The organism is Streptomyces sp. NPDC050164, from assembly GCF_044459945.1.
Lineage (GTDB): Bacteria > Actinomycetota > Actinomycetes > Streptomycetales > Streptomycetaceae > Streptomyces > Streptomyces coeruleorubidus_A.
The window spans coordinates 1-26277 of record NZ_JBITJK010000016.1; the positions used below are offsets into that span (position 1 = coordinate 1).

The 26277-nt window shown below is 68.6% G+C and carries 19 protein-coding genes and 9 pseudogenes; 13 read left to right on the forward strand and 15 right to left on the reverse strand.

Going from position 1 to position 26277, the window contains the following annotated elements:
- Nucleotides 1-131: 131 nt before the first annotated feature.
- From ACIBNA_RS21680 to ACIBNA_RS21690, 3 genes are all read right to left on the reverse strand, one after another.
- Nucleotides 132-578 (reverse strand): GNAT family N-acetyltransferase, encoded by a 447-nt coding sequence (locus ACIBNA_RS21680; RefSeq protein ID WP_399166790.1) that lies wholly within the window; start codon nt 576-578, stop codon nt 132-134.
- Between the two features lie 98 nt (nt 579-676).
- The gene (locus ACIBNA_RS21685) at nt 677-1204 is read right to left on the reverse strand and encodes an aspartate carbamoyltransferase (protein ID WP_399166791.1); all 528 of its coding nucleotides are present in this window, start codon (nt 1202-1204) and stop codon (nt 677-679) included.
- A gap of 200 nt (nt 1205-1404) precedes the next feature.
- Entirely contained in the window at nt 1405-2802 is a 1398-nt protein-coding gene (locus ACIBNA_RS21690; protein ID WP_399166792.1) for an MFS transporter, read from the reverse strand.
- Between the two features lie 103 nt (nt 2803-2905).
- On the opposite strand from ACIBNA_RS21690, the gene ACIBNA_RS21695 reads away from it, so the two are divergent.
- Nucleotides 2906-3514: a TetR/AcrR family transcriptional regulator gene (locus ACIBNA_RS21695; protein ID WP_399166793.1), complete on the forward strand. Its 609-nt coding sequence runs from the start codon at nt 2906-2908 to the stop codon at nt 3512-3514.
- Nucleotides 3515-4526: 1012 nt separating this feature from the next.
- Here ACIBNA_RS21695 and ACIBNA_RS21700 read toward each other — a convergent pair.
- Nucleotides 4527-4967: a DUF6228 family protein gene (locus ACIBNA_RS21700; protein WP_399166794.1), complete on the reverse strand. Its 441-nt coding sequence runs from the start codon at nt 4965-4967 to the stop codon at nt 4527-4529.
- Nucleotides 4968-5066: 99 nt separating this feature from the next.
- Here ACIBNA_RS21700 and ACIBNA_RS21705 point away from each other — a divergent pair, with 99 nt between their 5' ends.
- The 5 genes and pseudogenes from ACIBNA_RS21705 to ACIBNA_RS21725 all read left to right on the forward strand — a co-directional run.
- Nucleotides 5067-5474 (forward strand): transposase, encoded by a 408-nt coding sequence (locus ACIBNA_RS21705; protein ID WP_399166795.1) that lies wholly within the window; start codon nt 5067-5069, stop codon nt 5472-5474.
- 48 nt (nt 5475-5522) lie between these two features.
- Nucleotides 5523-5657 (forward strand): annotated as a pseudogene (locus ACIBNA_RS21710) (conjugal transfer protein TraS); the annotation flags it as partial.
- 763 nt (nt 5658-6420) lie between these two features.
- On the forward strand, nt 6421-7011 hold the full coding sequence (locus tag ACIBNA_RS21715) for a hypothetical protein (RefSeq protein ID WP_399166796.1): 591 nt from the start codon (nt 6421-6423) through the stop codon (nt 7009-7011).
- 5 nt (nt 7012-7016) lie between these two features.
- The gene (locus tag ACIBNA_RS21720) at nt 7017-7901 is read left to right on the forward strand and encodes an SgcJ/EcaC family oxidoreductase (protein WP_399166797.1); all 885 of its coding nucleotides are present in this window, start codon (nt 7017-7019) and stop codon (nt 7899-7901) included.
- Between the two features lie 122 nt (nt 7902-8023).
- A pseudogene (locus tag ACIBNA_RS21725) lies at nt 8024-8803 on the forward strand (ThuA domain-containing protein); the annotation flags it as partial.
- 295 nt (nt 8804-9098) lie between these two features.
- Here ACIBNA_RS21725 and ACIBNA_RS21730 read toward each other — a convergent pair.
- The 4 genes and pseudogenes from ACIBNA_RS21730 to ACIBNA_RS21745 all read right to left on the reverse strand — a co-directional run.
- Nucleotides 9099-9450 (reverse strand): annotated as a pseudogene (locus ACIBNA_RS21730) (molybdenum cofactor biosynthesis protein MoaE); the annotation flags it as partial.
- A gap of 213 nt (nt 9451-9663) precedes the next feature.
- Nucleotides 9664-11058: a S8 family serine peptidase gene (locus ACIBNA_RS21735; protein WP_399166798.1), complete on the reverse strand. Its 1395-nt coding sequence runs from the start codon at nt 11056-11058 to the stop codon at nt 9664-9666.
- Between the two features lie 179 nt (nt 11059-11237).
- A pseudogene (locus tag ACIBNA_RS21740) lies at nt 11238-12008 on the reverse strand (S8 family serine peptidase); the annotation flags it as partial.
- Nucleotides 12005-12826: a S8 family serine peptidase gene (locus ACIBNA_RS21745; RefSeq protein ID WP_399166799.1), complete on the reverse strand. Its 822-nt coding sequence runs from the start codon at nt 12824-12826 to the stop codon at nt 12005-12007. The gene ACIBNA_RS21745 and the pseudogene ACIBNA_RS21740, both read right to left, overlap by 4 nt.
- A gap of 1241 nt (nt 12827-14067) precedes the next feature.
- Here ACIBNA_RS21745 and ACIBNA_RS21750 point away from each other — a divergent pair.
- From ACIBNA_RS21750 to ACIBNA_RS21770, 5 genes are all read left to right on the forward strand, one after another.
- A complete protein-coding gene (locus ACIBNA_RS21750; RefSeq protein ID WP_399166800.1) occupies nt 14068-15309 on the forward strand; it encodes an ABC transporter substrate-binding protein in 1242 nt (413 codons plus the stop codon).
- A gap of 160 nt (nt 15310-15469) precedes the next feature.
- Entirely contained in the window at nt 15470-16399 is a 930-nt protein-coding gene (locus ACIBNA_RS21755) for a branched-chain amino acid ABC transporter permease (RefSeq protein ID WP_399166801.1), read from the forward strand.
- Between the two features lie 5 nt (nt 16400-16404).
- The gene (locus ACIBNA_RS21760) at nt 16405-18252 is read left to right on the forward strand and encodes a branched-chain amino acid ABC transporter permease (RefSeq protein ID WP_399166802.1); all 1848 of its coding nucleotides are present in this window, start codon (nt 16405-16407) and stop codon (nt 18250-18252) included.
- 5 nt (nt 18253-18257) lie between these two features.
- Complete coding sequence (locus ACIBNA_RS21765; RefSeq protein ID WP_399166803.1) at nt 18258-19136, forward strand: ABC transporter ATP-binding protein; 879 nt, start codon at nt 18258-18260, stop codon at nt 19134-19136.
- Entirely contained in the window at nt 19133-19846 is a 714-nt protein-coding gene (locus ACIBNA_RS21770) for an ABC transporter ATP-binding protein (protein ID WP_399166804.1), read from the forward strand. Before ACIBNA_RS21765 ends, ACIBNA_RS21770 begins: the two co-directional genes overlap by 4 nt.
- A 146-nt stretch (nt 19847-19992) precedes the next feature.
- On the opposite strand, the pseudogene ACIBNA_RS21775 reads toward ACIBNA_RS21770, so the two are convergent.
- A pseudogene (locus tag ACIBNA_RS21775) lies at nt 19993-20100 on the reverse strand (ATP-binding protein); the annotation flags it as partial.
- A 289-nt stretch (nt 20101-20389) separates the two neighbouring features.
- Between ACIBNA_RS21775 and ACIBNA_RS21780 the strand changes: the two are divergent.
- Nucleotides 20390-20699: pseudogene (locus tag ACIBNA_RS21780) on the forward strand (phosphotyrosine protein phosphatase).
- Here the strand turns inward: ACIBNA_RS21780 and ACIBNA_RS21785 are convergent.
- Nucleotides 20663-20752: pseudogene (locus ACIBNA_RS21785) on the reverse strand (IS5/IS1182 family transposase); the annotation flags it as partial. The pseudogenes ACIBNA_RS21780 and ACIBNA_RS21785 sit on opposite strands and share 37 nt — an antisense overlap.
- 108 nt (nt 20753-20860) lie before the next feature.
- On the opposite strand from ACIBNA_RS21785, the pseudogene ACIBNA_RS21790 reads away from it, so the two are divergent.
- Nucleotides 20861-21022, forward strand: a pseudogene (locus ACIBNA_RS21790) (IS5/IS1182 family transposase); the annotation flags it as partial.
- 463 nt (nt 21023-21485) lie between these two features.
- On the opposite strand, the pseudogene ACIBNA_RS21795 reads toward ACIBNA_RS21790, so the two are convergent.
- The 5 genes and pseudogenes from ACIBNA_RS21795 to ACIBNA_RS21815 all read right to left on the reverse strand — a co-directional run.
- Nucleotides 21486-21803, reverse strand: a pseudogene (locus ACIBNA_RS21795) (DUF4365 domain-containing protein); the annotation flags it as partial.
- A gap of 181 nt (nt 21804-21984) precedes the next feature.
- Nucleotides 21985-22950 (reverse strand): fumarylacetoacetate hydrolase family protein, encoded by a 966-nt coding sequence (locus tag ACIBNA_RS21800; RefSeq protein WP_399166805.1) that lies wholly within the window; start codon nt 22948-22950, stop codon nt 21985-21987.
- A 93-nt stretch (nt 22951-23043) separates the two neighbouring features.
- The gene (locus tag ACIBNA_RS21805; RefSeq protein ID WP_399166806.1) at nt 23044-23982 is read right to left on the reverse strand and encodes a VOC family protein; all 939 of its coding nucleotides are present in this window, start codon (nt 23980-23982) and stop codon (nt 23044-23046) included.
- Between the two features lie 33 nt (nt 23983-24015).
- The gene (locus tag ACIBNA_RS21810) at nt 24016-25053 is read right to left on the reverse strand and encodes an amidohydrolase family protein (RefSeq protein WP_399166807.1); all 1038 of its coding nucleotides are present in this window, start codon (nt 25051-25053) and stop codon (nt 24016-24018) included.
- On the reverse strand, nt 25050-26189 hold the full coding sequence (locus ACIBNA_RS21815) for an FAD-dependent oxidoreductase (RefSeq protein ID WP_399166808.1): 1140 nt from the start codon (nt 26187-26189) through the stop codon (nt 25050-25052). Before ACIBNA_RS21815 ends, ACIBNA_RS21810 begins: the two co-directional genes overlap by 4 nt.
- Between the last annotated feature and the right edge of the window lie 88 nt (nt 26190-26277).

The following is a 26277-nucleotide window of genomic DNA, read 5'->3' on the forward strand; positions in this document are numbered from 1 at the left end:
CACCCCCCAGGTCATCCGTTCGACAGGGGGACACAGTCATGCCGGACCCGGAGGCCAGCGGCCCTCTTGCAGGACCGCGAAGAACATAACGGGGGGGGACTGCGGTCACGGTTGCATCGTTCGGTCTACGGCTACGCCTGTGATCCGCTGCGACCAGGGCCCCTGTCCATCACGCGGTACATGCCGATCGAGTCGTGCGCGGCGGTGTCGGCGAAGCCGAACTTCTCATAGAGGTAGCGCGCCGGGCCGTCCGCGATCAGCGAGACGTACGCCGTGGCGGGCGCCCGGCTCTCCAGTTCCTCGGCGAGCGCGGCCATGATGCGCTTGCCGAGGCCGCGCCCCTGGTATGCGGGGTGTACGCACATGTCGACGATCTGAAACGCGGTACCGCCGTCACCGATGACGCGCCCCATGCCGATGGGCTCCCCCTCGTGGTGGAGGACCACCCCGTGCCACGTGTTGAGGAGGGCGAGCGCAACCGCCTCGGGCGCCTTGTCCGAGAGGCCGGCGTCGGTGCGCAAGCGGCGGAAGACCTCGACGGAGGGCGTGCCTACGGTCAATTCGTAAGGATCACTCATGGCTCTCCGCTTGTTACTGCTGCAGGGACGGCACGGCCTGACGCCGCTTGACGCGGCTGATCGCATTTCCAGCCGGGCTCCGGTGCGCCGCTCGCAGGTCAGTGGCCGGATTCGGCGTGGTCGCCGTGGTCGCTGAGCTGTGCTTCGAACCAGTCGTGCAGGGCGTTGATCAGTGTGGGTTCGTCGGTGGTGTAGGTGAGGGTGGCGCCGTCGGGCCGTTCCCGGTAGCGCACCTCGATGCGTTCGTAGCCCTCTTGAAGTTTCCCCAGGCCCGGCATGCTGTCGCCGTGAATCTGCGCGGGGTCGCCGAAATCCCCCTGGCTGAAAGCTTTGGCCTCCTGCTGGAGATGGGTGCGTATGAGGCCGATCTGCTTGGCGTCGTCGGGCCGGTCGGCGACGACGTCCTGGACCCCGCCTGTCTCGGTGGGGGTGAAGTGGTGGGTGGTCTGTTCGAGGTCGAAGGGCATCACGGTCTGACCGCGTTCGGCGACCGCCGCCTGCCGGTCGGTCCGCTGGTCGCCGTTGTCCTGCTGCGAGCTGCCGATCAGCAGGACTGTGGCCAGTGCCGCGCCGACACTCCCTGCGGCGATGCCCGCCGTCAACAGTCGGCGCATGCGGTGATTCATCCAGTGCCTCCGTGAGCACTTCGGGAGCGTGCGGTACGTCCGCTCGTTTCGGGTGGGGTTCGCTCTTTCAACTGAGGATCGGCGCCTTGCGGACGCACGGTTCAGAGCAGTGCGCGGCGGCATGTGCCCTTCGGCGGCGCAGCGCTTCGCAAGTGCTGGCGCGGTCCGCATCTGCTGCCCGCAAGGCCGTCGGCTTTGGCCTACTCGTTCTTGGACGGGATCAGCCACAGGGCGATGACGGCGGAGAGCGCGGCTACGCCCGTGGCCACGAGGAACGCGTCGTCGAAGCCGGAGGCGGCTTGGGCGCCGGCTTGGGCGGCGATGCTCGTGGCTGCGGCGCTGGAGACGGCCGCAGCGCCGACCGAGGCGCCGAACTCATGGAAGGTGCTGACGATTCCGGACGCCACGCCGGCCTCATGGTGGGCGACGCTGCTGAGCGCGGTGGCCGAGGCGACGACGAACAGGGCGCCGAGTCCCGCCGAGGCGATGCTGACACCGGTGACCATGGCGGCGGTTCCGGACCAGAGCACCGGTGTGAGGAATCCGGCGGCTGCGACGGCCAGGGCGGCCGCAGCCAGCACCCGTGCTCCCAGACGGCCGATCACGCGGCCGGCAGCGGTGGCGGCGGCCATGGTCACCAGCGCCACCGGCAGGAACAGCACGCCGGTCATCAGGGCACCGTGGCCCTGATGGTTCTGGAAGTAAAAGGAGCCGAGGAAGAAGACCCCCACCATCAGCGCCGTGGTGGTGGCGATCACGAAGGTGCCTGCCACCACCGGGCGCCGGCCCAGCAGGCGAAGGTCCATCAGCGGTGCCGTCGCCCGGCGTTGCCACGCGGCGAAGGCGGCGTATGCGGCTGCCGAGGCGGCGACCAGGACGACGGTGACGGCGTCGAGCCAGCCGTGGTCGCCGGCACGGATCAGGGCGTAGATGAGGGCGCCGGTCGCCGCGGCGACCAGGGCGGCCCCGGGCCCGTCGAGGGAGCCTGTTGCGACGCGGGGCAGGCGGGGCAGTATCCGGGCCAGCGAGACGAGGACGACCAGGCCGACGGGGACGTTGACGAAGAAGACCCAAGCCCAGCCCGGACCTGCCGTGATCAGCCCGCCCAGCAGTACACCGAGAGCAGCGCCGCCGCCGCCGAGCGCCGCCCAGATGCCGAGCGCGCGGTTGCGTTCGTCGCCGTCGAACAGCCGCACCACCACGGACAGGGCCGCGGGCGAGAGCATCGCGGCGCCCGCCCCCTGGGCGATCCGGGCGGTGAGCAGCAGCGGGGCGCCGGTGGCGAGTCCGGCGGCCAGAGAGGCGGCGGTGAACACGGCGAGCCCGGTCAGGACGACCCGCTTGGCCCCGAACAGGTCCGCAGCTCGGCCACCGAGCAGCATCAAACTCCCGAAGGCCAGGGCGTAGCCGCTGACCACCCACGTCAGTGCGGCACGGCTCAGGTCCAGTTCGGCACCCATGTGGGGGAGCGCGATCGCGACCACGGTGATGTCGAGGATCAGCATCAGCTGGGCCAGTCCCAGCAGGCCCAGGGCCGGCCAGCGCAGCGGATGCGGTGGACCCGGTGCGTGTGTGGTGGTGGTTTCCGTGTCACTCATGAGGCTCCCCCTCATCGCAAAGCCGTACAGGCATGTTCAGGTTATACGCCCTAGGGGTATAACCCAAACAGGGTTGTTCGGATTGCTGGGGTACGGTGAGGGCATGGGCAGTAAGAGCACCACCAAACGCGCCGACGCCCTGCGGAGCATCGAGGCGATCGAGCAGGCAGCGGCCGAATGTCTCGGACGGAACCCGGACGCGAGCCTGAGCGAGATCGCGCGCGCCGCAGGTGTGGGCAGGGTGACGCTGTACGCGCACTTCAGCTCCCGGGCGGAGGTCGTCGACGCGGCGATGAGCCGTGCCATCGACCGGGGCAACGAGGCGTTGGACGCGGTCGATCTGACTGGTGATCCGCTGCTCGCCCTGGCGCGCTATGTCGAGGCCGGCTGGCATCTGGTGGATCAGGCGCGGGCACTGCTCGTGGCCGCCCAGAAGGAACTCTCCGCGGGGCGTATCCGCGAGCTGCACAGCGGGCCCGCCGCCCGGGTCGAGACACTGGTCGCCCGAGGCCGCGCCGAGGGCGTCTTCCGTACGGACCTGCCGATCGCGTGGCTGGTCAATGTCCTGCACACGATCATGCACAGCGCCGCAGAGGAGATCCGCGCCGGCCGTCTCGCCTCCGGCCGCGCCGCCGACCACATCACGGCCACGGTGCTCGCCGCCTTCACGCCGCCAGGGAAGCTGGTGCCGGAGCCCGGCGGTGGAGCGTGACGCCGACGGCTTCGCGAGGAGCGCAGAGCAGGGTCCGTGGAGGCCGGTTTGGCCTGGCTTAGGGCACGTGGAGGGCACGCCAGCCCGAAATTGGTCTAGATAACCCAAAAGCCCCAGGGTGCTGACCTGGGGAACAGCCTAGGAACGACAACGACCTCCTCGGGCACGGTGGCTTTTCCGGCCTGCATGAACGGTCGTGAACGCCGACGGCGTCCGCCCTCCGGCTTTACAGGCTGAGACAGGCCGCGCCAGCTAACGGACGGTGCAGGAGGGGCCCTTGGTGCGTTGTGCCGGGCAACCAGTCAGTGAGCCAAGGCGCGTGCTCTTGTTGGCGTACCGATGATCTGGTCGGTTTGTGGCCCACCAGCCGAGGCCTGTGGTAATGCTTCCTCATGGAACCTGTCAGCTTGGCAGTCAAAGGCGTCAGCGTGCTCCTCAGTCTGGGTAGGGCTTTCCACCAGCGTCGACGGAAGCTTAGGGTTACGGTTCACCGTGGATATTTCGTCAGGTCGGCTTCCAACGCTAGTACGCCAATTACTGCTTCGCCGCCTGTTACAGGTGCGGGGTCCGCTGACGGCGCAATCGCATCCCCAGAGCATTTTTTCATCAAGATGACCAATCTTTCACCGCAACGAGAGCTGGAGGTTACGCATCTCTGGTTCGAGACGCAGCCTCGCTATGACTACATGAGTGCAGAGAGGCCTCCGCCATTTCGGTTGCGCCCAGATGAAACCGTTGAAGTCTGGGTGGTGGTCTCAGAAGTCGCACACCGCGATAAGCTTGAATATCAGGTACGCGTTCGGCTCTCAAATGGGAAGGTTGTGAAATCTCGAGTAGATAGAAAAATACCTCCCATGGGTCTCATTGCCGGTAGAGGGATTTCCTAGATCTCGGTCGTCTGAAAGCGAAGCTGACGGGCTCCCTCGTACTGCTGTATCAGCCCTGATATATCCGCGACACCCGCTTTAGGCGTCATCTCACGTGGTGGTGGATCGCCGTGGAGCTCATTCGGCTACTTCGCGACGCTCGCAATGAGCGTGTAGATCTCGGCGGCGAGGCTGCGCATGTCCTCGCCTGCTGCGTGCACCGTGGTGGTCTCGAAGTGCCATTGCTCGGAGGGCGCTCGGTCGTGGATTCCCCAGGTCAGTTGGATGTGGCCACCGGGACGGTGCTCCGCTGAGAGAGTCAGGTCGTAGCAAAGGGAGTGCCAGGTACGTACTCCTTCCCAGCCCCGGAAGTCTTCGGCAAGCGAGGCGAGGAAGGTGTCGAGACCGTCGCCGTCCCAGGTCTGTACCGAGGTTTCGACAACTCCCCATGGCCCGCAGGCCCGGATGAGGAAGTCGAGCGTTGGTTCGTCGTCGAACGGTCGTGTCGGCTCCGAGAGCAGTAGGCGGGCGGGACCGGGGTCTCCCACCTGGACCACAGGGCGGCCGGAATCGTCGTAGTCGATCACGCGCACAGATTAGAAGAGCGGGCTGGGCAGCCATCCGCCGCTCTCGGACCGGCCGGCATCAGGCGCGGCCGCCTTGAGGCGTGATCGTCCACTGCGGCTGTGGATCTTGAGCGTGATCCGGTTCCTGACGGGCTGTGGGAGATAGCAGCGCCGCTGATGCCGCCATTTCAGCCGCGTCGGCAGGGCGGTGGAACGGCGCCGGTGGCGGACCGGAAGGTGTTCTGCGCGATTGTGTACGCGCTGACCACGTCGTGCGCGTGGCGTCGATTGCCGCCCTGCTTCGGTGTGAGCCCAGCCACCGCACACCGCCGGTTCGCAGCCTGGACAAGCGCCGGCTTGTGGCGGCGCCTCCACACCGAGGTCCTCGACCGGCTCGGCGCCACTGGAGCGATCGACTGGTCCGCCGCCCTGGTCGACTCTGCCTCGGTCCGGGCGAAAAGGGGGGCCAGCTCGTCGGGCCGAATCCGGTCGACCGGGGCAAACCCGGCGCCATGCTGCACGTTCTGACCGACGCCCAAGGTCAGCTGCTAGCCACCGCGGTCTCCGCCGCCAACAGCGCGCCAGGGCATCGCCCCTGGCACCCCGGACGAGCTGATCACCTCGGACGTCTGGGGCCTGCGGGAAGACGAACGCCCGGCTCCCATCGTGCTGTTCATCGACGAAGTGGCCGAACTCTTCCTCGTCGCCACGACCGGCCCACCGGTCTAGATAACAAAGAACCCCCGGGTCTCTGACCTGGGGGTTTCACATGGAGCGGGTGACGAGAATCGAACTCGCGCTCTCAGCTTGGGAAGCGACGGCGCTTGCGGGGCCACCCGATTGCTGACCTGCATGGATTCCCGGCGTCGGTGTCGGCGGGAGAGCCTGTTCGCCCCGCTGTTGACCGTGGTTGTCCGCTCTCACGGGCACGTTGTGGGCACGGCTTCGAAGCGCGGTGGGCGGAAGCGAGTGTGAGCGGGCTCTGCGCTTGGCCGGCTGGTTCGGATGTCCAAGTCGGGCGTGCTTGTGAGTGTTCACAGCCCTGCCGGTGTCGGAATCGTCGATCAGACACAACGGCGCCTTCCCGACCCATGCCGGACAGGATCTCGACGCCAGGCTGACCGGCAGTGCCAAGGCGACGCGAGCAAGGTCGATGTGAATCGCCTGCTGCACACGGCACCCCGTCGCGCGTTTGACGCTCATCCCCCTCGACGTCGCGAACCGTCCGGGCGCAAGTTCCTATCAAGCCGTAGGGAAATCCCCACAGTTCACGGCAGTCGACCTGTGAGCGTGAACTCTCAAGTAACGTCTCCGGACACTCCGCTCCAACGGCCTCCCCACCCCCCATTTCGACGGAGACCACCCCATGTCCGCTGTGACGAACGCATCCGGGTCCGGTTCGCCGGACGCCCCATGCAGCTCGGCCGGCTGTTCAGCAACCGGTCGTACCATCCCCCCTCCTCCTACCGTCCTGATGGACGACGAGGCACTCGCGGACTTCCTCGCCGTGGCTGCCGCTGAGTACCAACTCATCACCCCCGAGGCCCCGTTGCCCTGCTTCGCGCTCTTGCTCGGCAGCGCGGAGGCGATGACGTACCACGTGCGGCGTGTCGCCTTCGGCCGTAATGCCCGCACCAGTGATCCGGCGGCTCTACGGGAGTTCCGGGAGACGATCGTGCCGAAGTTCGGGCCGGCCTACGAAAACGAGCACCGCGGCTGGTGGATGGACTCCCACGACCTCCTCCGGGCGTCCCGAGAGGCCGAGGCCCTGGGGATGGACCTGCTCGGCTCCATCCACATGCACCCGGACTGGCACCGCCTGGGCCCGCCGTCGGAACGGGGCCAGACGCTCAGCGAGCGCCCGACTCCCATGGACCGTCATCTCTTCGGCCGGACCGGCTGGCCCCTCAACATCATCTGCTACCTGGAGCGCCGGGACGGCGAGTTCTACCACGCCCTGGGCGCCTGGGCCCCGCCTCCCCAGCATCCCGCCGAAGGTTGCCAGGGCGGCGAGTGCCCCGAGGTCGACCTGCGTATCCGTACGAGTTCACTGATGAAGGCGTGAGAACAATGCAGCAGCCCGAAGGAACGAACGCACCCGCCCAGGACGGCACCGAGGACGGCACCCATGACGACGCCCGGACGATCCGCGCCCTGTGGGCCGAGATGTCCCGCGGCTGGGCGGCAGGTGACGCCGCGCTCTTCGCCGCGAGCTTCGCGGAGGACTGCGACTTCACGACCGTACGAGGCGACAAGCCACCCGGCCGGACCGGCATCGCGGCCGGGCACGACGCCCTCTTCCGCGGGCCGTACGCGGGAACCGTCCTCGACGCACGCGTCGTGGCCGTCCGATTCCTCCGCCCCGACCTCGCCACGGTGGAGGCCGAGTCGACCATCACCGCCCCGGATGGGCAGCCGCTGACCACCACGCACGCGTTGGCCGTCGTGGAACGGACAGCGGAGGGCCACTGGTTGATCAGCGCCTTCCACAACATGATCCCCGCGCCCCGCCCGGCGCAGCAGGACCCCGACTCGAAGGATTCCACCGTGGACGAACCCAGCGCCGCGCGGCCGAGGCTCCGCCACCTGGCCATCGTGGCCCGCGACCCGGAGAAGCTGGCCGAGTTCTACTCCTCGGTCTTCGCGATGGAACTGTTCCACCGCGATCCGGACGGCAGTTGCTTCCTCTCCGACGGCTATCTCTCCCTTGCCCTGATCAAGCATCAGCTCGACGGTGAGACGCCGGTCGGCTTCAACCACTTCGGGTTCCACATCGAGGACACGGCCGCCACCACCGAGGCCCTGGTGGCGGCCGGCACTCCGGAACCGGCCGAACGCTTCACCAACCGCCCCTTCGCCGAGTACCGGGCCATGGATCCGGAGGGCAACTGGTTCGACCTCTCGGAACACGGCTTCGGCGGCCCGCGCCCGCCGTCCGACTCCACCGGGTCCTGAACTCCGACCAGACGCTCCGCAGGGCCGCGCGACAACGCGACAGCTGTAGCAGGGTCCGGCGTTTCATTCTCGGCGTGCGACTCGACTTCACATTCACCACCGGATGAGAGGACATGCACAGCATGCGATCGATCAACCGACTGACAACATCAGCCGTCGGAGCGGCCGTGCTCCTGGGCTGCGTCTCGGGACCGGCCGTGTCACAGGCGGAGCAGGACGGCACGCGGGTGCTGGTGTTCTCCAAGACGGCCGGCTTCCGCCACGGCTCGGTCTCCGCCGGCATCGCGGCGGTGAAACAGCTCGGCGAGACGGGCGGCTTCAGGGTCGACGCGACGGAGGACGCCGGGGCCTTCACGGCCGACAACCTCGGGCGCTACGACGCGGTCGTGTTCCTGTCGACGACCGGTGACGTCCTCAACGCCGCCCAGGAGACGGCCTTCGAGGGCTACATCCGCAGTGGCGGGGGCTACGTCGGCGTCCACGCGGCCGCCGACACCGAGTACGACTGGGCGTTCTACGGCGGGCTCGTCGGTGCCTACTTCGAGTCGCATCCGTGGTGGCCGATGCGTGCCACGGTGCACGTCGAGGACCGCGCCCACCCGGCGACCGCTGACCTGCCCACCACCTGGAACCGCACCGACGAGTGGTACAACTTCCGCTCGAATCCCCGGGAACGGGTCCGCGTCCTGGCCTCCGTCGACGAGTCCTCGTACTGGGGCGGCACCATGAACGGCGACCATCCGATCGCCTGGTGCCAGAACTACCAGGGCGGCCGCTCCTTCTACACCGGCGTCGGCCACAGCAAGGAGTCCTTCGCCGAACCCGCCGTCCGTCAGCACCTGTTGGGCGCAATCCAGTGGGCCACCGGCGCCGTCGAGGCGGACTGCCGACCGGAGAACGGCTAGCGGCCGCTCTTCGACGGCACGGCCGCGTCGCTGTCGTCGGCGGTCTCGGGATGCTCTGCCACGCCGCTGAAACAGTTCGTCTCCGTCCGCAGCAACGGGGGCAGGGAGTGGAGGGACCTGCTGCTCCGTCAGCTCCTCGGCGGTCACCAGGTCCGCGAGAGAGCCGGTGATGAACCAGATCTTGCTCACGAGAACACTCCCGTTCGAAATGAGGTCTTACAGGGAGACTCAGTATGGGAGGTCGAGCCGCTGCGCTGAGACGTGGAGCCGGCCGGAGTCGATGACGGCGCCACGCGCCGACCCATCCATCTGCTCCGTCCGAGAACTTCTGGTGCTTCCAGATGGGCACTTCGTGCTTGAGGTCGTCGATCAGATCCCCGCAGGCTTGGAAGGCATCTCCCCACGGCCTTCTCCGCGATCCGCCGCATCTCGGCCTCGGCCGTCGGGTGGCACGAATACCCCAGTCCGTCCACGTCCGCGCCCGCGTCATGGTTCCGCACCGTGCCGACGAACAGCGCGATCCCGCCCGCCGCCTCGTCGCCGACGGCCCGGAAGGCCTCGTCCAGGCAGAGGAGTGTCCGCCCTATCGCGATCAGCCTGATCGGCTGCGGGTGCGCCTGCTCACCCGGGGTGTGCTCGTGGATCTCCCCGTCGGGGGCGCCCGAGCGGAGCGCGGCACGCAGACCGGTCCCCTCGCGGGCGAACAGGCAGGTGCTTATCTGGCCGTCGGCCGTGAGGCGGGTGCGGTCGCAGGCAGGTCTTCATGACGTCATGGCCGGCAGCCGGTCATGACGACACGGCGGCCGTACGGTTCGCGTACGGCCGCCGTGGTCCGGAATCGAGTGGTGGAACGGGAACTACGGAGTGACGGTCAGGAGGGTGGTGCCGACGGTTTTGGTGCCGTCGTCGTAGCCGAGGATGCCGAGATAGGTACGGCCGGTCGGGAGGTCGCGCCAGGAGACGGTGACGTCCGCGGGGCCGCCCAGGGTCACCCGCTGTTCGGCCGGGGTGACGGTGGCCGGCTGGTCGGGACGGGAGTCCGGGCCGATCAGCCAGGTGTGGAGGGCGTACGTCTGACTGGTGGCGCCCTCCGGCAGGGCGAACTGGTTCACGTACACCTCGTACGTACCCGGCTCGGTGAGGTCGAGGTACTCGTCGCTGCTGCCGGTGGGAGAGGAGAGCAGGTTGCCGTCCTTGTCATACACCCACAGGTCGATGTCGCTGCCGGCGAGGAAGTCGGACGAGCGGATCGCGACCCGGGCCAGCGCGGTGCCCTCGGGAACGGTGATCTCCGTCCTGGCCGCGGAGGCCGGGAGCGACGACGGCGGTGCTTCGAAGCTGTCGGTCGAGGTGCCCGTCAGGGTCCCGGTCCTGACCGTGCCCGCGTACAGGCCGTTCAGGGACGTGGTGAGGCTGCCGTCCCAGCCGGACTTCGCCTGGAGGGTGAGGGAACCTGTGGCGCCCGTGCCGTCGGCCTTCGAGGGGACCGCGATCTGCGTGGCACGCAGGGCGACAGTGCTGCGCACCCGGTGTCCGTCCCTGTCTCCCCAATTCACCGATCCGAAGACCCACTTGCCGTACTCCGCGCCCGTGCGGGTGAAGGTCACCCGGTACGTGGCCGACCGGCCGGGCGGCACGATCAGCCGCTTCGGTGAGACCGTCGCCCGGTAGCCGCGTGGTGTCCGCAGCGTGGCGGTGTAGACGCCGGTGGTGTCGCCGACGTTGGTGACGGTGCGGGTCACGGTCTGCGCCCCTGCCAGGTCACCGATGGAGATCGTCGGGTAGTTGAGGTCGCTCGGATCGATCTTCCGGGCGGTGGCGCAGGGGTCACCGCCGTCGCCGGTCACCGGGCGCTGACCGAGGGCACACACGTACGCGGTCCAGTCGGCGGAGGTGGAGTCGTAGACCAGGCCGGGGTCGTCGGCGGCGTTCGGGGCGACCTGCCCGGCGCCGTAGTCGAGCGGGGTGGCCGGGCCGTCGGCGCCGATGCGCCGCATCGCCCTGCCCTCGTTGGTCTTGGTCGTCGCGGTGGTCATCAGGGCCGACTTGACCTCCATGGGCGACCAGTCCGGGTGCAGGGAGCGCAGGAGCGCGGCCAGTCCAGCGATGTGCGGGGCGGCCATCGAGGTGCCGGACGCGATGCCCTGCGGGCCCCTGAAGGTACCGCTGTTGCCGCCGGGGACGGCACCGGCGACGACGTCCACGCCGGGGGCCGCGATGTCGGGCTTGAGCAGGTCGCCGCCGCTGGCCACGTCCGGGCCGCCCGAGGAGAAGGCGGCGATCGCCGGTGCCTCCTGGCGCTCGGCGCGCGCCGCGCCGAGCCGGGCCGGGCCGTGGCGCGGCCGCCGGCTCGGTCGATGTACGCCTTCACCGCCTGGCCGGCGACGTTGTCGACGTGGACGGCGGGGACGGAGTGGACGTCGCCCCGTGTGTCCAGGAGCGCCCGGGAGTTGTAGAGCACCATGCCGACGCCGCCGGCCGCCTCGACCTGCGCGCTCTTGTCGGCGCGGGCGCCCGTGCCGTCGCCGTTCGTCTCGCACAGCACGATGGCGCCCTTGACCTTCGCCGGGTCCAGGGTGCCGGGCCGGCACAGCGCCGCTTGGGCGGCGTCCACGCCGCTGCGGGCCGCCCCGGCCGCATCGACGAGCCGTGCGGACGGGACGGGCGAGGCGTTCAGGCCGGTTCCGGTGTACGAGGTGCCGTCGCCCAGGACGACCGTCGTGCGGTAGCCGAGATCGTGGGTGGAAGCGGCCGCGGTGGTGATCCACGGGACGTTGTTGGCGACCGTGGACGGCCCGCCGTTGCCCGCTGAGCCGGCCACGAAGACGCCGGCCTTGGCGGCGTTGAACATGGCCGTGTAGGTGGGATCGGTGATGTCGGCGGTGCCGCTACTGGGGCCGAGCGAGATGTTGATGACGTCGACGCCGTCCGCCACAGCCTGGTCGATGGCCGCGGCGATGTCCGCCGTCCAGCAGGCGGAGCCCTTCCAGCAGGCCTTGTAGGAGGCGACGCGGGCGGCCGGGGCGATCCCGGATATCCGGGTGCGGGAAATGCCGGTGCCGGGCACGGACGCGGGCACACCGTAGTTTCCGGCCGCGGTGGTCGAGGTGTGGGTGCCATGCCCCTCGTCGTCGACCGGGGACGGCGTGTCGTCTTCCGCGAGCTCCGGTACCGACTTGTTGAAGTACCGGCCGCCGATCAGCTTGTTGTTGCAGGTGTACGGGTGCGCACGGTCCTACCAGGGTCGCAGACGCCCTTCCATTTCCTGGCGATGGCCTCGGCGTCGGGGCGGGGCTCCGGGAGGGCCCGCAGCGACGGGTTGGTGTTGTCGATTCCGTAGTCGACGACACCGATGATCACGCCTGCCCCCGCGTTCCGCTGCCCACCGCGGAACTTGGAGTACAGGCCCCCGCGCTCCTTCAGGCCCAGGAACTTGGCGGTGTCGGGGGCGGGAAGCGCGCCGGTCGCACCCGACGCCCCGCCGGGGCCGGAGACGGCGGCACGGGCAGCGGTCGCGCCACCACTGCCGGCACCAACGGCTTCAGTCGTGCCGGTCGGCCGGATCATCTCGTTGCGCACCAGCGAGGCGACGCCCGGGGTGCGAGCGAGCTTCGTGGCCTGACTCGCCGTCAGTTCAGCGGCGAATCCGTTGAGTACGTACTGGTAGCTGTACAGCGGCCGGACATCCGGCACCTCGGCCAGCACCTGGTCGCGCGCCCGCTCCAGGCGACGGACGTGGTCGCGTACGTCCTCGGACCGCGTGTCCAGCCTCTTTCCGGGCTCCGGCGCGGTGCCGGGATGCGCGGCGACGGGGTCGCCGGAGAGCTGGATGAGGTAGGTGCCGGCGGAGTAAGTCTGCCGAGCCACGCCGGCGGACTGCTCCGGTGGCGGGGCGGCGGGAGCGGCCTGCGCGGACACGCCGTAGGCGAGGGCCAGGCCTCCGACGAGCGCCGGGACCAGCAGGGAGGCGACTGCTCTGCGGCCGGAGACACGGCTTCTGCCTTCTCTAGACACTTCCATGCTTCTTCCTACTGTGGGGGGTGTTGGGGGAAAGGTGTTGCTTTCACCGGCATCATTCGCGGCCGGCATGGCACAGCTGATGCGCGGCGCTGCTACTGCGACGGCGGCTGGAGCAGTTGGATCCGCGGGACCGGGCAGCCGAAGCGCCGCGCCCGGGTGCGGTGGCCGAAACGGCCGCATGCCCAACCGGCTTGAGGGCGTTTACGTTGGAGGGGACGAGCCGTTGGTGCAGGAGCGTGGCGTTCCCGTCTGCACGCGGTCGGCGGTCGGTTCACCAGGTCTTCGGTGCGACACGGCATTTACTGTGAGGTACGCGGCGTGATCCAACGTGTGGACATTTTTGGTACGACTCGGGTGGGTACAACTGCCGTTGGTACGTACGGCAGTAGCAGCCAGAGCGGTCGACCCGTAGCAGCCGCAGCGGTCCACCCGCCGACGGCGCTGATGTCGTCTTGCGTGACGCGGGATGCCCGGCGCCGCACACCAGACCCCTTCGTGGTCCGGTAGCCCCGACCGACGCCGGGGAGCCGGCGGGCAGGGCGGGGAAGGCCGTGAACCGATCCGGCCGGCTCGGGCCGGCGGGCGGGGCCGGTGCGCAGTTCGCCGCCGAAGGCGGTGACGCCCATGACAAGCTCGGGTTTGCCGAAGGATATAGAGGCACCCCCGGCGGGGGCGAGGGGCACCTCCGACAGGAGCGGGTGTCCGACACCGGGCACCCTCCTCAGACCTGACGGTGTGAACGCCGCCGACGGGTGGACCGCTCTGGCTGCTACTGCCAGGCGTACCAACGGCGGTGCTACGCAGCCGAGTCGTCCCAAAAATGTCCACACGTTGGATCACGCCGCGTGCCGCACGATGGTTGCCGTGCCGCACCGAAGGCCTGGTGAGGCGATTGCCGACCGTATTGGTATCCGGCAGCGGCACTCCCCATGAACCTAAGGACCGCCTCGTCCGCCGCGCAGCGTCCTCGCCTGATCTGCGGACACGTCGGTTTCCCCCACCGTCTTCCGCCTTGCAATTCCTGCCCATGTGAACAATCCAAAGCCTGAACGCTACTTATGAAATCCCCCGCCATAAGCTGCTGACTTTCGTCTGCGGGCCTACTGAAATTCTTTATACGGCTTCTTCTCCTGTTGAGGGTTCCGCCAGTAACAGCGTCGTCGGATTCGAGCCGAATTGGCTCCGGCACTCGACTCGGCGGGCTCCGCAGAAAGCGGCCGTACTTGGAAAGGACCAGATTCGTGCGTCACCGTTCGTTCATCGCCATAACCGCTGCACTCGCGGCAGGATCGCTCACTCTCACAGCCTGTGGGTCGAGGGACACCAACGGCAGCAGTGCAAGCAGTGGGGACTCGACCACCCTGACCATCGGCGTCGACGCCCCTCTGTCCGGCGAGAACTCCACCACCGGGCTCGGCATCCAGTACGGCGTCCAGATCGCCGTCGACGACGCCAACAAGAACAATCTGGTGCCCGGCGTGAAGTTCAGAGTCGAGGCCCTGGACGACAAGGCACAGCCCGCCACCGGCCAGTCCAACGCGACCTCCCTCGTCGGCGACGGCAACGTCGTCGGTGTCGTCGGCCCGCTCAACTCCGGCGTCGCGCAGTCGATGCAGCAGGTCTTCGCCTCGGCGAACATGGTTGAGATTTCCCCAGCGAACACCAACCCGGTGCTGACCATGGGCAAGAACTGGCAGACGGACAAGAAGCGGCCGTACAAGACGTACTTCCGCACCGCCACCACCGACGAGATGCAGGGCGCCTTCGCCGCCGAGTACACCGCCAAGAACCTCAACAAGAAGAGGGTCTTCGTCGTCGACGACAAGCAGACCTACGGCGCCGGCCTCGCGAAGATCTTCAACGAGCAGTTCACGAAGCTCGGCGGCACCGTGGTCGGCACCGACCACGTCAACACCGGCGACAAGGACTTCAGCTCCCTCGTCACCAAGGTCAGGAACTCGGGTGCCGACCTGCTCTACTACGGCGGCCAGTACGACGAGTCCTCGCTGATCACCAAGCAGCTCAAGGAAGCCGGCGCCGACATCCCGCTGTTCGGCGGCGACGGCATGTACGCCACCACCTATATCCAGGCCGCCGGCAAGGCCGCCGAGGGCGACCTCGTCACCTCCGTCGGTGTCCCGGCCGACACCCTGCCCGCCGCCAAGCAGTTCATCCAGACCTACAAGGACAAGGGCTACAAGGGCGACTACGCCGCCTACGGCACCTACTCCTACGACGCCGCCACCGCGATCATCAAGGCCGTCAAGGCCGTCATGGACACGGGCGACGGCAAGCTGCCCACCGACTCCAACGAGCTGCGCTCCAAGGTCGTCGACGCCGTCCAGCAGTCCGACTTCGACGGCATCACCGGCAAGGTCTCCTTCGACCAGTACGGCGACACCACCAACAAGCAGCTGACGGTCTACGAGGTCGAGAACGGCGCCTGGAAGGCCGTGAAGACCGGCACCGCCAACCCCAGCTGAGTTCGGCCCCTCGGTACCCCGCACCACGGGCCGCGCGGAAGGAGAACGCCAACCGCGCGGCCCGTTCTCCCGTTCCGACCCTCACACCAGGCCGCGCACATCCGTGCGCACAAGACCCTGCACAAGTGCACACGACCATCAGCGACATGGAGGCCATGCGGTGAACACCCTGCCGCAGCAGCTGGCCAACGGGCTGCTTCTCGGCTCGATGTACGGTCTGATAGCCATCGGCTACACGATGGTGTACGGCATCGTCCAGCTCATCAACTTCGCCCATGGCGAGATCTTCATGACCGGAGCGTTCGGCGCCCTCACGGTCTACTTCTACGTCCTGCCCGGCGGCACCTCGATGCTGATCGCCGTCCCGCTGATGCTGGTCGGCGGCGCCATCGTCGCCGTCCTCGTCGCCGTCGGAGCGGAACGGTTCGCCTACCGGCCACTGCGCGGAGCACCACGACTGGCACCCCTCATCACCGCGATCGGCCTCTCCCTGGCGCTCCAGGAGGTCGTCCGCAACTTCTACCCCGGCGCCGACCGCGCCCGTGCCTTCCCCGGCCTCGACACCACCCACTCCATCGGCTCCGTCACCATCAAGGACGCCGACGTCTTCCTCATCGTCGCCGCCATCGCATGCATGTCCGCCCTCGCGGTCTTCGTCCGCAAGAGCCGCACCGGCCGCGCCATGCAGGCCACCGCCCAGGACCCGGACACCGCCCGGCTGATGGGCATCGACACCGACCGCATCATCGTCATCGCCTTCGCCATCGGCGGCTTCTTCGCCGCCGTCGCCGCGGTCGCCTACGGACTCAAGTACGGCAACGTCGATTACCGCATGGGCTTCCTCATGGGCCTCAAGGCCTTCACCGCGGCCGTCCTCGGCGGCATCGGCAACGTCTACGGCGCCATGTTCGGCGGCGTCGTCCTCGGCATCGCCGAGACCCTCGCCTCCGCCTACATCGACGGGATCCCCGGTATGCAGCAGCTCGGCGGCCAGAGCTGGGCCAACGTGTGGGCCTTCTGCCTCCTCATCCTCGTGCTCCTCTTCACGCCACAGGGCCTGCTCGGCGAGCGCGTCGCGGACAGAGCGTGATCACCATGACCGACACGATCGAACTGCGCAAAGTAACCGTCGTGCCCCCCGCCCGCAGGGGCCTCATCCCCCTGCCGGCAGCGGCAGCCCGCGCCCTGGTCCTCATCGGCGGCATCGCCACCGCCGCCTCCGCCTTCCTCGCCTGGACCTGGACCGCCGCATTCCCCGGCGACCTCACCGTCTACGGCTACCCCGGCGGCCTGCAATGGCTCACCTTCACCGCCGGCGCCCTCACCGCCCTGTACGCCCTCGCCTCCTACCGCGTCCGCGGCCTCGGCCGGCACCTGCCCGGGGGCAACAACGCACCGCTCGTCCTGAACGCCCTCGGCGGCTTCGGCGTGACCTGGTTCGCCGTCATGGCCATCAGCGTCGAACTCGGCGGCCTGGTCAACCTCGAACCCGGCGGCTGGGTCGCGGCCATCGCCTCCCTCCTGCCGCTCTTCGGCGCCTTCGCCCTGCCCCCGGCAAACAGCGGAGCCAAGAGCACCAAGGAAGCCCTCAAGGCATACCTCGCCAAACCCGACCACATCCCCGCAGCGCCGTCCCGGCGGCGGCGTCACCGGGCGGGCCACCGGGCCACCCGGCCCACCAGCGGCTGGGGCCAGCGGGCCGTCATCACCCTCGTCACCGCGCTCGGCCTCGGCGTCTTCACCTACGGCATCGACACCTCGTACGGCGAACTCTTCGTCGGCTACCTCATCGTCGTCGTCTTCGCCGTCTGGGCCCTGCACGCCGCAGGCCTGCTCGACCGGTTCTCCCACGTCATCGCCGGCAACCGCGGCTTCACCCTCGCCATGGGCTTCGCCGCGGCCATCGCGTTCCCCTTCACCCAGACCGACGACCACTACGCCAACATCGGCGTCAACATCCTCATCTTCGGAACCGTCGCCCTCGGCCTCAACATCGTCGTCGGCCTCGCCGGACTCCTCGACCTCGGATACGTCGCCTTCCTCGGCGTCGGCGCCTACACCGCCGCCCTCGTCTCCGGCTCCGAGTTCTCCACCTTCTCCGGCGTCCACTTCCCCTTCTGGGCCGCCGCCCTCACCGGCATGGCCACCAGCCTCGCCTTCGGCGTCCTCATCGGCGCCCCCACCCTCCGGCTGCGCGGCGACTACCTCGCCATCGTGACCCTCGGCTTCGGAGAGATCTTCCGCATCGCCGTCAACAACATGGACGGCGACTCCGGACCCGACGTCACCAACGGCCCGAACGGCATCCCGTCCATCCCGGACCTCAGCTTCTTCGGCATCAACTTCGGCGAATCCCACGACATCGGCGGCTTCACCCTCGGTCGCTTCGCCAACTACTACCTGCTGATGGTCCTCATCATGGCCATCGTGGTCCTGGTCTACACGCGCGCCGCCGACTCCCGTATCGGCCGCTCCTGGATCGCCATCCGCGAGGACGAGACCGCCGCCACCGCCATGGGCATCAACGGCTTCCGCGTCAAGCTCGTCGCCTTCGCCCTCGGCGCCGCCCTCGCCGGCCTCGCCGGCACCGTCAGCGCCCACGTCACCTACAGCGTCGTCCCCACGCCGTACCAGTTCGCCGGCTCCACCCCGCCCAACTCCGCGTTCCTCCTGGCCGCGGTCGTCCTCGGCGGCATGGGCACCGTCGCAGGCCCCCTCCTCGGCGCGGCCCTGCTCTACCTCCTGCCCGAAAAGCTCGTCTTCCTCCAGGACAAGTCGCTGCTCGCCTTCGGTATCGCGCTCGTCCTGCTGATGCGCTTCCGCCCCGAAGGCATCATCGCCAACCGCCGCCGCCAGCTCGAATTCCACGAGACCGGCCAACTCGACGTACAAGAACGAACGACGCTGACCGGTGCACCGGCCGTCACCGAGGCGGGGGCGTGAAAACCATGACCGCACAAACCACACCAGTACTCCAAGCCCGTAACGTCACCATGCGCTTCGGCGGCCTCACCGCCGTACGCTCGGTCGACTTCACGGTCAACGCCGGCGAGATCGTCGGATTGATCGGTCCCAACGGCGCGGGCAAGACGACGTTCTTCAACTGCCTGACGGGCCTTTATGTCCCGACCGAGGGCACGGTCTCCTACAAGGGCACGGTCCTGCCGCCGAAGCCCCACCTGGTGACCGAGGCCGGCATCGCCCGGACCTTCCAGAACATCCGGCTCTTCGCCAACATGACGGTCCTGGAGAACGTCCTCGTCGGAGGCCACACCCGGACCAAGGAAGGCCTGTGGTCGGCATTGCTGCGCGGCCCCGGCTTCAAGAAGGCCGAACGCGCCAGCGAGGAACGCGCCATGGAACTCCTGGAGTTCATCGGCCTGACCCACAAGCGGTACCACCTGGCACGCAACCTCCCCTACGGCGAACAGCGCAAGCTGGAGATCGCTCGGGCTCTGGCGAGCGAACCGGGGCTGCTGTTGCTGGACGAGCCGACGGCCGGCATGAACCCCCAGGAGACGCGGGCCACCGAGGAACTCGTCTTCGCCATCCGCGCCACGGGCATCGCCGTCCTCGTCATCGAGCACGACATGCGCTTCATCTTCAACCTGTGCGACCGCGTCGCCGTCCTCGTCCAGGGCGAGAAGCTCGTCGAGGGCACCTCCGAAGTCGTCCAGGCCGACGAACGCGTCATCGCCGCGTACCTGGGCGAACCGTTCGAAGGCGCCCCAGGGGAAGCGGAGTTTGCCGAGGTTCAGGCCTCCGAGGCCCACGCCTACGCGTGGCAGCAGAGCACCACCAGCAGCACCAAGGGAGAAGCCCAGTGACCGCACTCCTCGAGGTCGAAGACCTCCGGGCCGCCTACGGCAAGATCGAAGCCGTCAAAGGCATCTCCTTCAGCGTCGCAGCAGGCCAGGTCGTCACCCTCATCGGCACCAACGGCGCCGGCAAGACGACAACGCTGCGCACGCTGTCGGGGCTGCTGAAGCCGACGTCCGGAAAGATCATCTTCGACGGCAAGCCACTGACCGGCGTCGCCGCCCACAAGATCGTAGCCCTGGGCCTTGCCCATTCCCCCGAGGGCCGACATATCTTCCCGCGCCTGACCATCTTCGAAAACCTCCAGCTCGGCGCCTTCCTCAGAAAGGACAAGGAAGGCATCGAAAAGGACATCCAGCGAGCCTATGACCTGTTCCCCATCCTCGGAGAGCGCCGCAACCAGGCCGCGGGCACCCTCTCCGGCGGCGAGCAGCAGATGCTGGCCATGGGGCGCGCCTTGATGTCCCAGCCGAAACTGCTGATGCTGGACGAGCCCTCCATGGGCCTGTCCCCGATCATGATGCAGAAGATCATGGCGACGATCTCGGAGCTGAAGTCCCAGGGCACGACCATCCTGCTCGTCGAACAGAACGCCCAGGCAGCGCTCTCGCTCGCCGATCAGGGCCACGTCATGGAGGTCGGCAACATCGTCCTTTCCGGCACGGGACAGGACCTGCTGCACGACGAATCGGTACGCAAGGCATACCTCGGCGATTAAGTGAGCGCCCGCACGCCGGGGACGTCGGAGGCGGCCGTGGAGAGCATGGCGAGGCCGAGCGCGCCGCCGACCTGCTTCGTGGTGTTCATCAGCCCGGAGGCGGCTCCCGCGTCGGCGGGGTCGACGCCGCTGGTGACCGCGGTGGTTCAGGTGTGCCGTCTGCGGTCGGGTCCGGTGACGACGACGCGTTCGGTCATCTCGGCGAGGCGGGAAGCGACGCGGTCACCGAGCGCGGTGCGCAGCTCGGGGATGGGGCCGGGCCTGCGCTCCTCATGGTGTCGTAAGACGTTGGTCCTGATCCTGGCGAACGTCCTGGGCGGGGCGGCATGTGGTGATCCGTAGCCGCTCCTGAGGCCTGACCTCCTGAGACAGAGTCGGCCCCGCATGCCGACTCGCTCTCCAGTGCCTCTTCGTGCGGGGGTGGCGGTGGGCGGCCCGCGCTCCTGCCTTCGTCCCGCGCGGACACCCCCGCCACCCAGAGAACACCTCTTACCGCTCGCCTCCGTGCTGTTCGTCTGCTTCCACAACGCCGGGCGTTCGCAGATGGCTGCCGGATTCCTCGACCACCTCGCGGGCGACCGGATCGAGGTCCGCTCCGCCGGCTCCGTCCCGGGCGACCAGGTCAACCCCTCCGCGGTCGAGGCCATGAAGGAAGTCGGCATCGACATCGCCGACGCGAAGCCGAAGATCCTCACCACCGACGCCGTCCAGGCGTCCGACTACGTCATCACGATGGGCTGCGGCGACGCCTGCCCGGTCTTCCCCGGCAAGAAGTACCTCGACTGGGCCCTGGGACCCGGCCGGCAGGGGCGTCGAGCACAGGGTTGCGGCAAGGCCGAGAAAGGCCAGGTAGTTGCGGGAGTGGCGTTCGTAGCGGGGGCTGAGCCGACCGTAGCCGGACAGCCACTAAGGGGTGTCCCGCGGGGTGTCCCGCAAATGATCTTTCGGTCGGTGCGGGTCGTGGTCCGTCCCGCTCTGGATCGCCTCGAGCTGGACTCGGGAACCTGAGATTTCGACGCCGACAGCCGACTGGTTGTCGTGGTCGGCCGACCGCTTCCGGGCAACCGCGCCGACTGCAAGGCATGGGAGGAATCCGGGGCCAAGGCCACCGTCGGCCACACCACGACGATCGCGGACGGCGGCTACCCGGGCACCTGCCTCCTGATGGGAAAGCGACCGGCCTGACCATGCCCACTCGAAAGGGCAGCTCCAGTTCCTCGGCGGTCGACAGGTCGAAGTCGCCGCATTGACTACCGGGACCACTGCCATCTCCGTCTCCGTCCCCCGGCGGCGTCATCTCGGAGCGCATCAGGGACTCCAGACTGACGAGATACGGTTCCCAGCCGTGCGCGCTCATCAGTAGCGTCGCCAGGACGTCCCCCGGGCGCTTCCAGAAGATGAGGTCTTCGTCGGAGCCGTTGACGAAGTGCAGGACGTGGTCCGTCGAATCGAACTCCACTCCGGACATCTCGCTCAGGTGGGTCAGGACCGCCTGACGGCCCCGGTAACGTCCGACGTAGCGGCGGGCCTGGGCGACGAAGAACGGCATAGTGCTGTCGTTCAGCACAGCGTTGGGGCTGACGCCGATGAAACGCGGCGGGTTCAGCGGACCGGACCGGCGAAGCTGTTGGGTGGCGTTCGCCCAGTGCAGTCGTCTGCTGTCCGGGTCGTACACCACGCAGTAGACCGGAATGTTCCCGTCCGCCCAGGTGTCACCGTGCTGGTCGACACGCACCGCGTAGCCGTTGCCTCGACGCCAGCTGCTCCCACCCTTGACTTGAACTTTGATCGTGTCGCTCGTGAGATGTCCGTCGTCGGCGAAGGTGACGTAAAAATCCTCCCCGAAGTCGTTCTGCCCGGATATCTCTTGAACGATGTGATCGTGATTTTCAAGCAGGGTGCGCAACGCATTCACGGCAGCCTGTCCCACACGCCGCCCCTTCGAGACCTTCGGCATACCGCCCCCTCCGGAAGGTTCCTCGTCGGCCCCTGCGGATGGGGGCCGGTGTCTTCCTGGATCAGCCTGCCCTATGCCTCTGACGCCGGGGCCAGAACGGGAGAGGGCGTAGGGCGCCTGCTGAGCGGCCTGGCATGGCGCGGCCCGGAAACGACTGAGGCCCAGGTCATTGACCTCGGCCCTACGGGCGCAGCCGGGGGCGTTTCCGGGCGGTCGGCAGGGGCACTGGGTCCGCCCCGGCGACCACGGTGTTGGAGACGGTGCCGATGCCCTCGACGGTGAGGGTGACGGTGTCGCCGGGCTTGAGCGGTGGCGGGTCCTGGCGGCCGCGTACGCCCCAGAGCTCGGCGAGGCAGCCGCCGTTGCCGCAGGTGCCGGAGCCGAGTACGTCGCCGGGGCGTACCCAGGTGCCGCGGGAGGCGTAGGCGGTCATCTCCTCGAAGGTCCAGCTCATGTTGGACAGCAGGTCCTTGCCGACGACCTCGCCGTTGATCTCGGCGGTCAGCGCCAGGCGCAGGAATCCGTCGCTGTCGCGGTAGGGCTCCAGCTCGTCCGCGGTGACGAGGCAGGGGCCGAGGGTGGTGGCGGTGTCCTTGCCCTTGCAGGGGCCGAGGCTGACCTGCATCTCGCGGGACTGGAGGTCGCGGGCGGACCAGTCGTTGTAGATGGTGTAGCCGATGATGTGGTCGCGGGCCTGCTCGGGGGTGAGGTCGCGGCCCTCGCGGCCGATGACCGCGGCGACTTCGAGCTCGAAGTCCAGCACCTGGCTGCCGGGCGGCACGGGGACGTCGTCGTGAGCGCCGATGACCGCGTAGGGGTTGGTGAAGTAGAAGGTGGGCGCGTCGTACCAGGCGTCCGGGGCGCCCGGGATTCCGTCGATGCTGCGCCGTACACCCTCGACGTGCTCCTCGAACGTGACGAAGTCGCGTACGGACGGCGGTTGGAGTGGCGGCAGCAGTCGCACCTGGGAGACGTGCGGGCCGCGCGGCACGTCCAGGCTTGCGTTGCCCGCCTCGCGCAGTGCCTCGGGACCGGCCTGGATCAGGTCGAGCAGCGTCCCCGCGCCGGGGCAGGGGTAGAGGGTGCCGTCGTCCTCGACGGTGGCGAGACGGCTGCGGCCGTGCTGTTCGTACGTGGCGAAACGCATGGCATTCCTAGGGAGCTGGGTGGGTTGGCACAGGCCGGGGGCGCGGCGGCATGGCACGGCGGGGGAGTGCGCCGAGCCCCCGGGGTCAAGGGGTCAGACCGGCGGAGCGACGAAGACGCCGCGGTCGACGTCGTTGAGCATCTCCTTGGCGACCATCTCGTTCATCGGGTTGGACGTGCCCCACTGGTCGGCGTTCTCGGGCTTCGTCAGGTCGTAGATGTGCGGGTGCCAGGTGTCCTCGTCCAGCTTTTCGAGCTCGGTGGTGTACTCCACGGTGTTGCCGTGCGGGTCGAGGAAGTACGTGAAGGTGTTGTCGCCCGCCATGTGCCGCCCGGGGCCCCAGATCTTGCGGGCGCCGGAGCGCATCACGCGGCCGGAGCCGCGCATGTACTCGTCGATGCCGCGCATCTCGAAGGAGAGGTGCTGCAGGGAGGTGTGCGGACCGCTGGCGATGGCCATGGAGTGGTGCTGGCTGCTGATCCGCATGAAGTGCATGACCTCGCCCATGTGCGGCAAGGCCATCGTGTCGGACAGCCGGAAGTCGAGGTGCTGCTCGTACCAGGCGCGGGTGGCGTTGATATTGGGGGAGTTCAGGACGACGTGCGAGAGACGGACCGGGATGGACTCCTTCTCCTCGATACGACGGTGCCGGCGCGCCTCGACGTCGGCCGAGACCTCGATGGTGCGGCCGTCGATGTCGAAGAAGCGGAAGCCGTAGCCGCCGCCGGGGGTGTCGATCTTGCCCGGCTGGGAGATCAACTGCACTCCACCCGCGAGGAGTTGCTCGGCGAGCGTGTCCACGTCGGCGGGGTTCGCCGCGCCGTAGGAGATGAGGTCGAGGCGCTTCTCCTCGGCCTTGCGGAGCCGGACGATGTACTGCTCGGGGGAGCCCTCGGCGGCCAGGAAGGAAATGCCGGAGTCCTCGGCGACCTTGGTCAGGCCCCAGACGCCGGCGTAGAAGTCGAGCTGCTTGTCGTAGTCCGGCACGGCGAGGTCGACGTGCCGCAGGTGGGTGAGCAGACGTGTGCTCATGGTGGGGGTTCTCCTCTGTGAGGTTCAGACGGTTCAGACGGTTCGGACAAGGCGGAGCAGCGCTGCCGCGTTGCCGCCGCGTACGGCGTGGAAGTGGGGGTCGGGCAGGTCCGTGACGTCGCGCAGCGCGCCGAGCGGGTCGTCGGTGCCCATGTCGAAGGGGAAGTCTGAGCCGAGCAGCACCCGGTCGGGGCCGGCCACGCGGATCAGCTCGCGCAGGACGTCCGGGTCGTGGACGAGGGAGTCGAAGTACAGCTGCTTGAGGTAGCTGCTGGGCGGGTGCGCGCAGCCGCGGGTGTCGGTGCGGGCGAGCCAGGCGTGGTCGGAGCGGCCGATGTGGGTGGGCAGATAGCCGCCGCCGTGGGCGGCGACGATGCGCAACCCCGGGTGCCGGTCCAGGACTCCGGAGAAGATCAGATGGGACAGGGCGACGGCGTTCTCGGTCGGCTGGCCGACGGTGTTGGACAGGTACCACCGGTTGAGGCGTTCGTCGAGCGTGCAGCCGAAGGGGTGCAGGAAGAGGATCGCGCCGGTTTCCTCGGCCCGTGTCCACAACGGTTCGTACGCGGGGTCGGACAGTTCGCGTCCCGGTGCGTGGCTGGAGATCTCGACACCGCGCAGGCCCAGGCCGAGGGCCTGTTCGAGGGCTTCGACGGCGAGGCCCGGGTGCTGGAGCGGGACGAGGCCGAGGCCGTGCAGCCGCTGCGGGGCCTGGGCGACGTGCGCGGCGGTGCCCTCGTTGGCCAGTTCCCACACCGTGCGGGCCAGGTCTTCGTCGGCCCAGTAGTGGTAGTGCGAGGGAGAGGGCGAGACCAGCTGGACGTCGACCCCGGAGGCGTCCATCGCGGCGAGCCGGGCCTTGACGTCGGTCAGTTTCGGGAAGCGGTCCCGGAACATCGGGCCGCTGACGGCGATGGCCTCGGGGCCGTTGCGGCGGGCGTCGAGATCGCGGGCCGCGGCCAGCCCGGGGTGTCCGGCGACGGCGTCCTCGACCTGAGGGAGCAGGACGTGCGCGTGGACGTCGATCGTGGGTGCGCTGTTCTGGGAACTCACGGGGTTCACGGAGTTCACGGGGTCTCCTGCAGGACGGACATCGTGCGGCCCATCAGACCGGGCGCGTCGGCGTCACGAACGCCGTCCAGCTGCCACTGACCGAGCTGCACGGACGCTTCGACCACCATGCGGACACGGTCGATCCGGCGTTCGTAGAAGCCGGTCAGCAGGGCGTCGAGGGAACTCCAGTCCTGCTCCTCGCTCAGCATCTCGGCCAGTACGGAGGCGTCCTCCAGCGACATGGCCGCGCCCTGGGCGAGCGTGGGGGGACAGACGTGGGCCGCGTCACCGATCAGGACGACCCGGCCGCGGTGCCAGGAGCCCTCGACGAGCAGCCGGTCGAACCAGGTGTAGTTGACCTTGGCGGGGTCGGTGATGCTCGCGGCGATCTCCGGCCACGCACCCCCGTAGGGCGCGGCGAGCCGCCGCATCTCGTCCGCGTACGAGGCCGGGTCGATGGAGGCGCGGTCGCGGTTGGCCTCGACGAGGTAGGCGTAGATGGTGTTCTTGCTGGTGGGGCAGTAGCCGGCGATGTAGCACGGTCCGCCGTAGGACAGGGTCATGCGCTCCACGCCCTCGGGGCGGGGGGCGGGGACGCGCCAGATGGCCATGCCGGTCGGTTCGGGCTTGTCGCTGATGCCGATCATCGCGCGCGTGCGGGAGCTGACGCCGTCGGCGGCGATGACAAGGTCGTAGCGGCCCTCGGTGCCGTCGCTGAACCGGGCGGTGACTCCGGACGCGTCCTGGACCAGTTCCTCGGCGGTGATGCCGAGACGTACCGTCGCGCCGCTCGCGAGAACGGCCTCACACAGAATCTCCTGGAGCCGGGGCCGCTGCATGCCGAAGATCGGAGGCAGGTCATCCCCACCGGTGCGGATGTCCTGCTGGACATGGAACACGGTCCCGTCGGGCGCGGCCAGGCCGACGGCGTCGACGGCGTAGCCGCTCTCCCGGACCTTGTCCCACACGCCCACTTCGCGCAGCACGCGCAGCGCGTTGCCCTGCAGGGTGATGCCGGAGCCGAGCACGTTCCAGTCGGGCTTGGCCTCGATCAGTTCCACGGCGATGCCCGCCCGCCGCAGCAGCACGGTCACGGCGTTGCCGGACGCGCCGCCGCCTATGACAAGGACGGTGCGGGGACGGGGTTCGTTCATGGGTTCTCCCTGAGATGGTGCCGTGCGACTTCGAGCGGCAGAGGGGGTGTTGTGGGCCGGGCGGGCGAGGGGGGATTGCCGTCCGGGC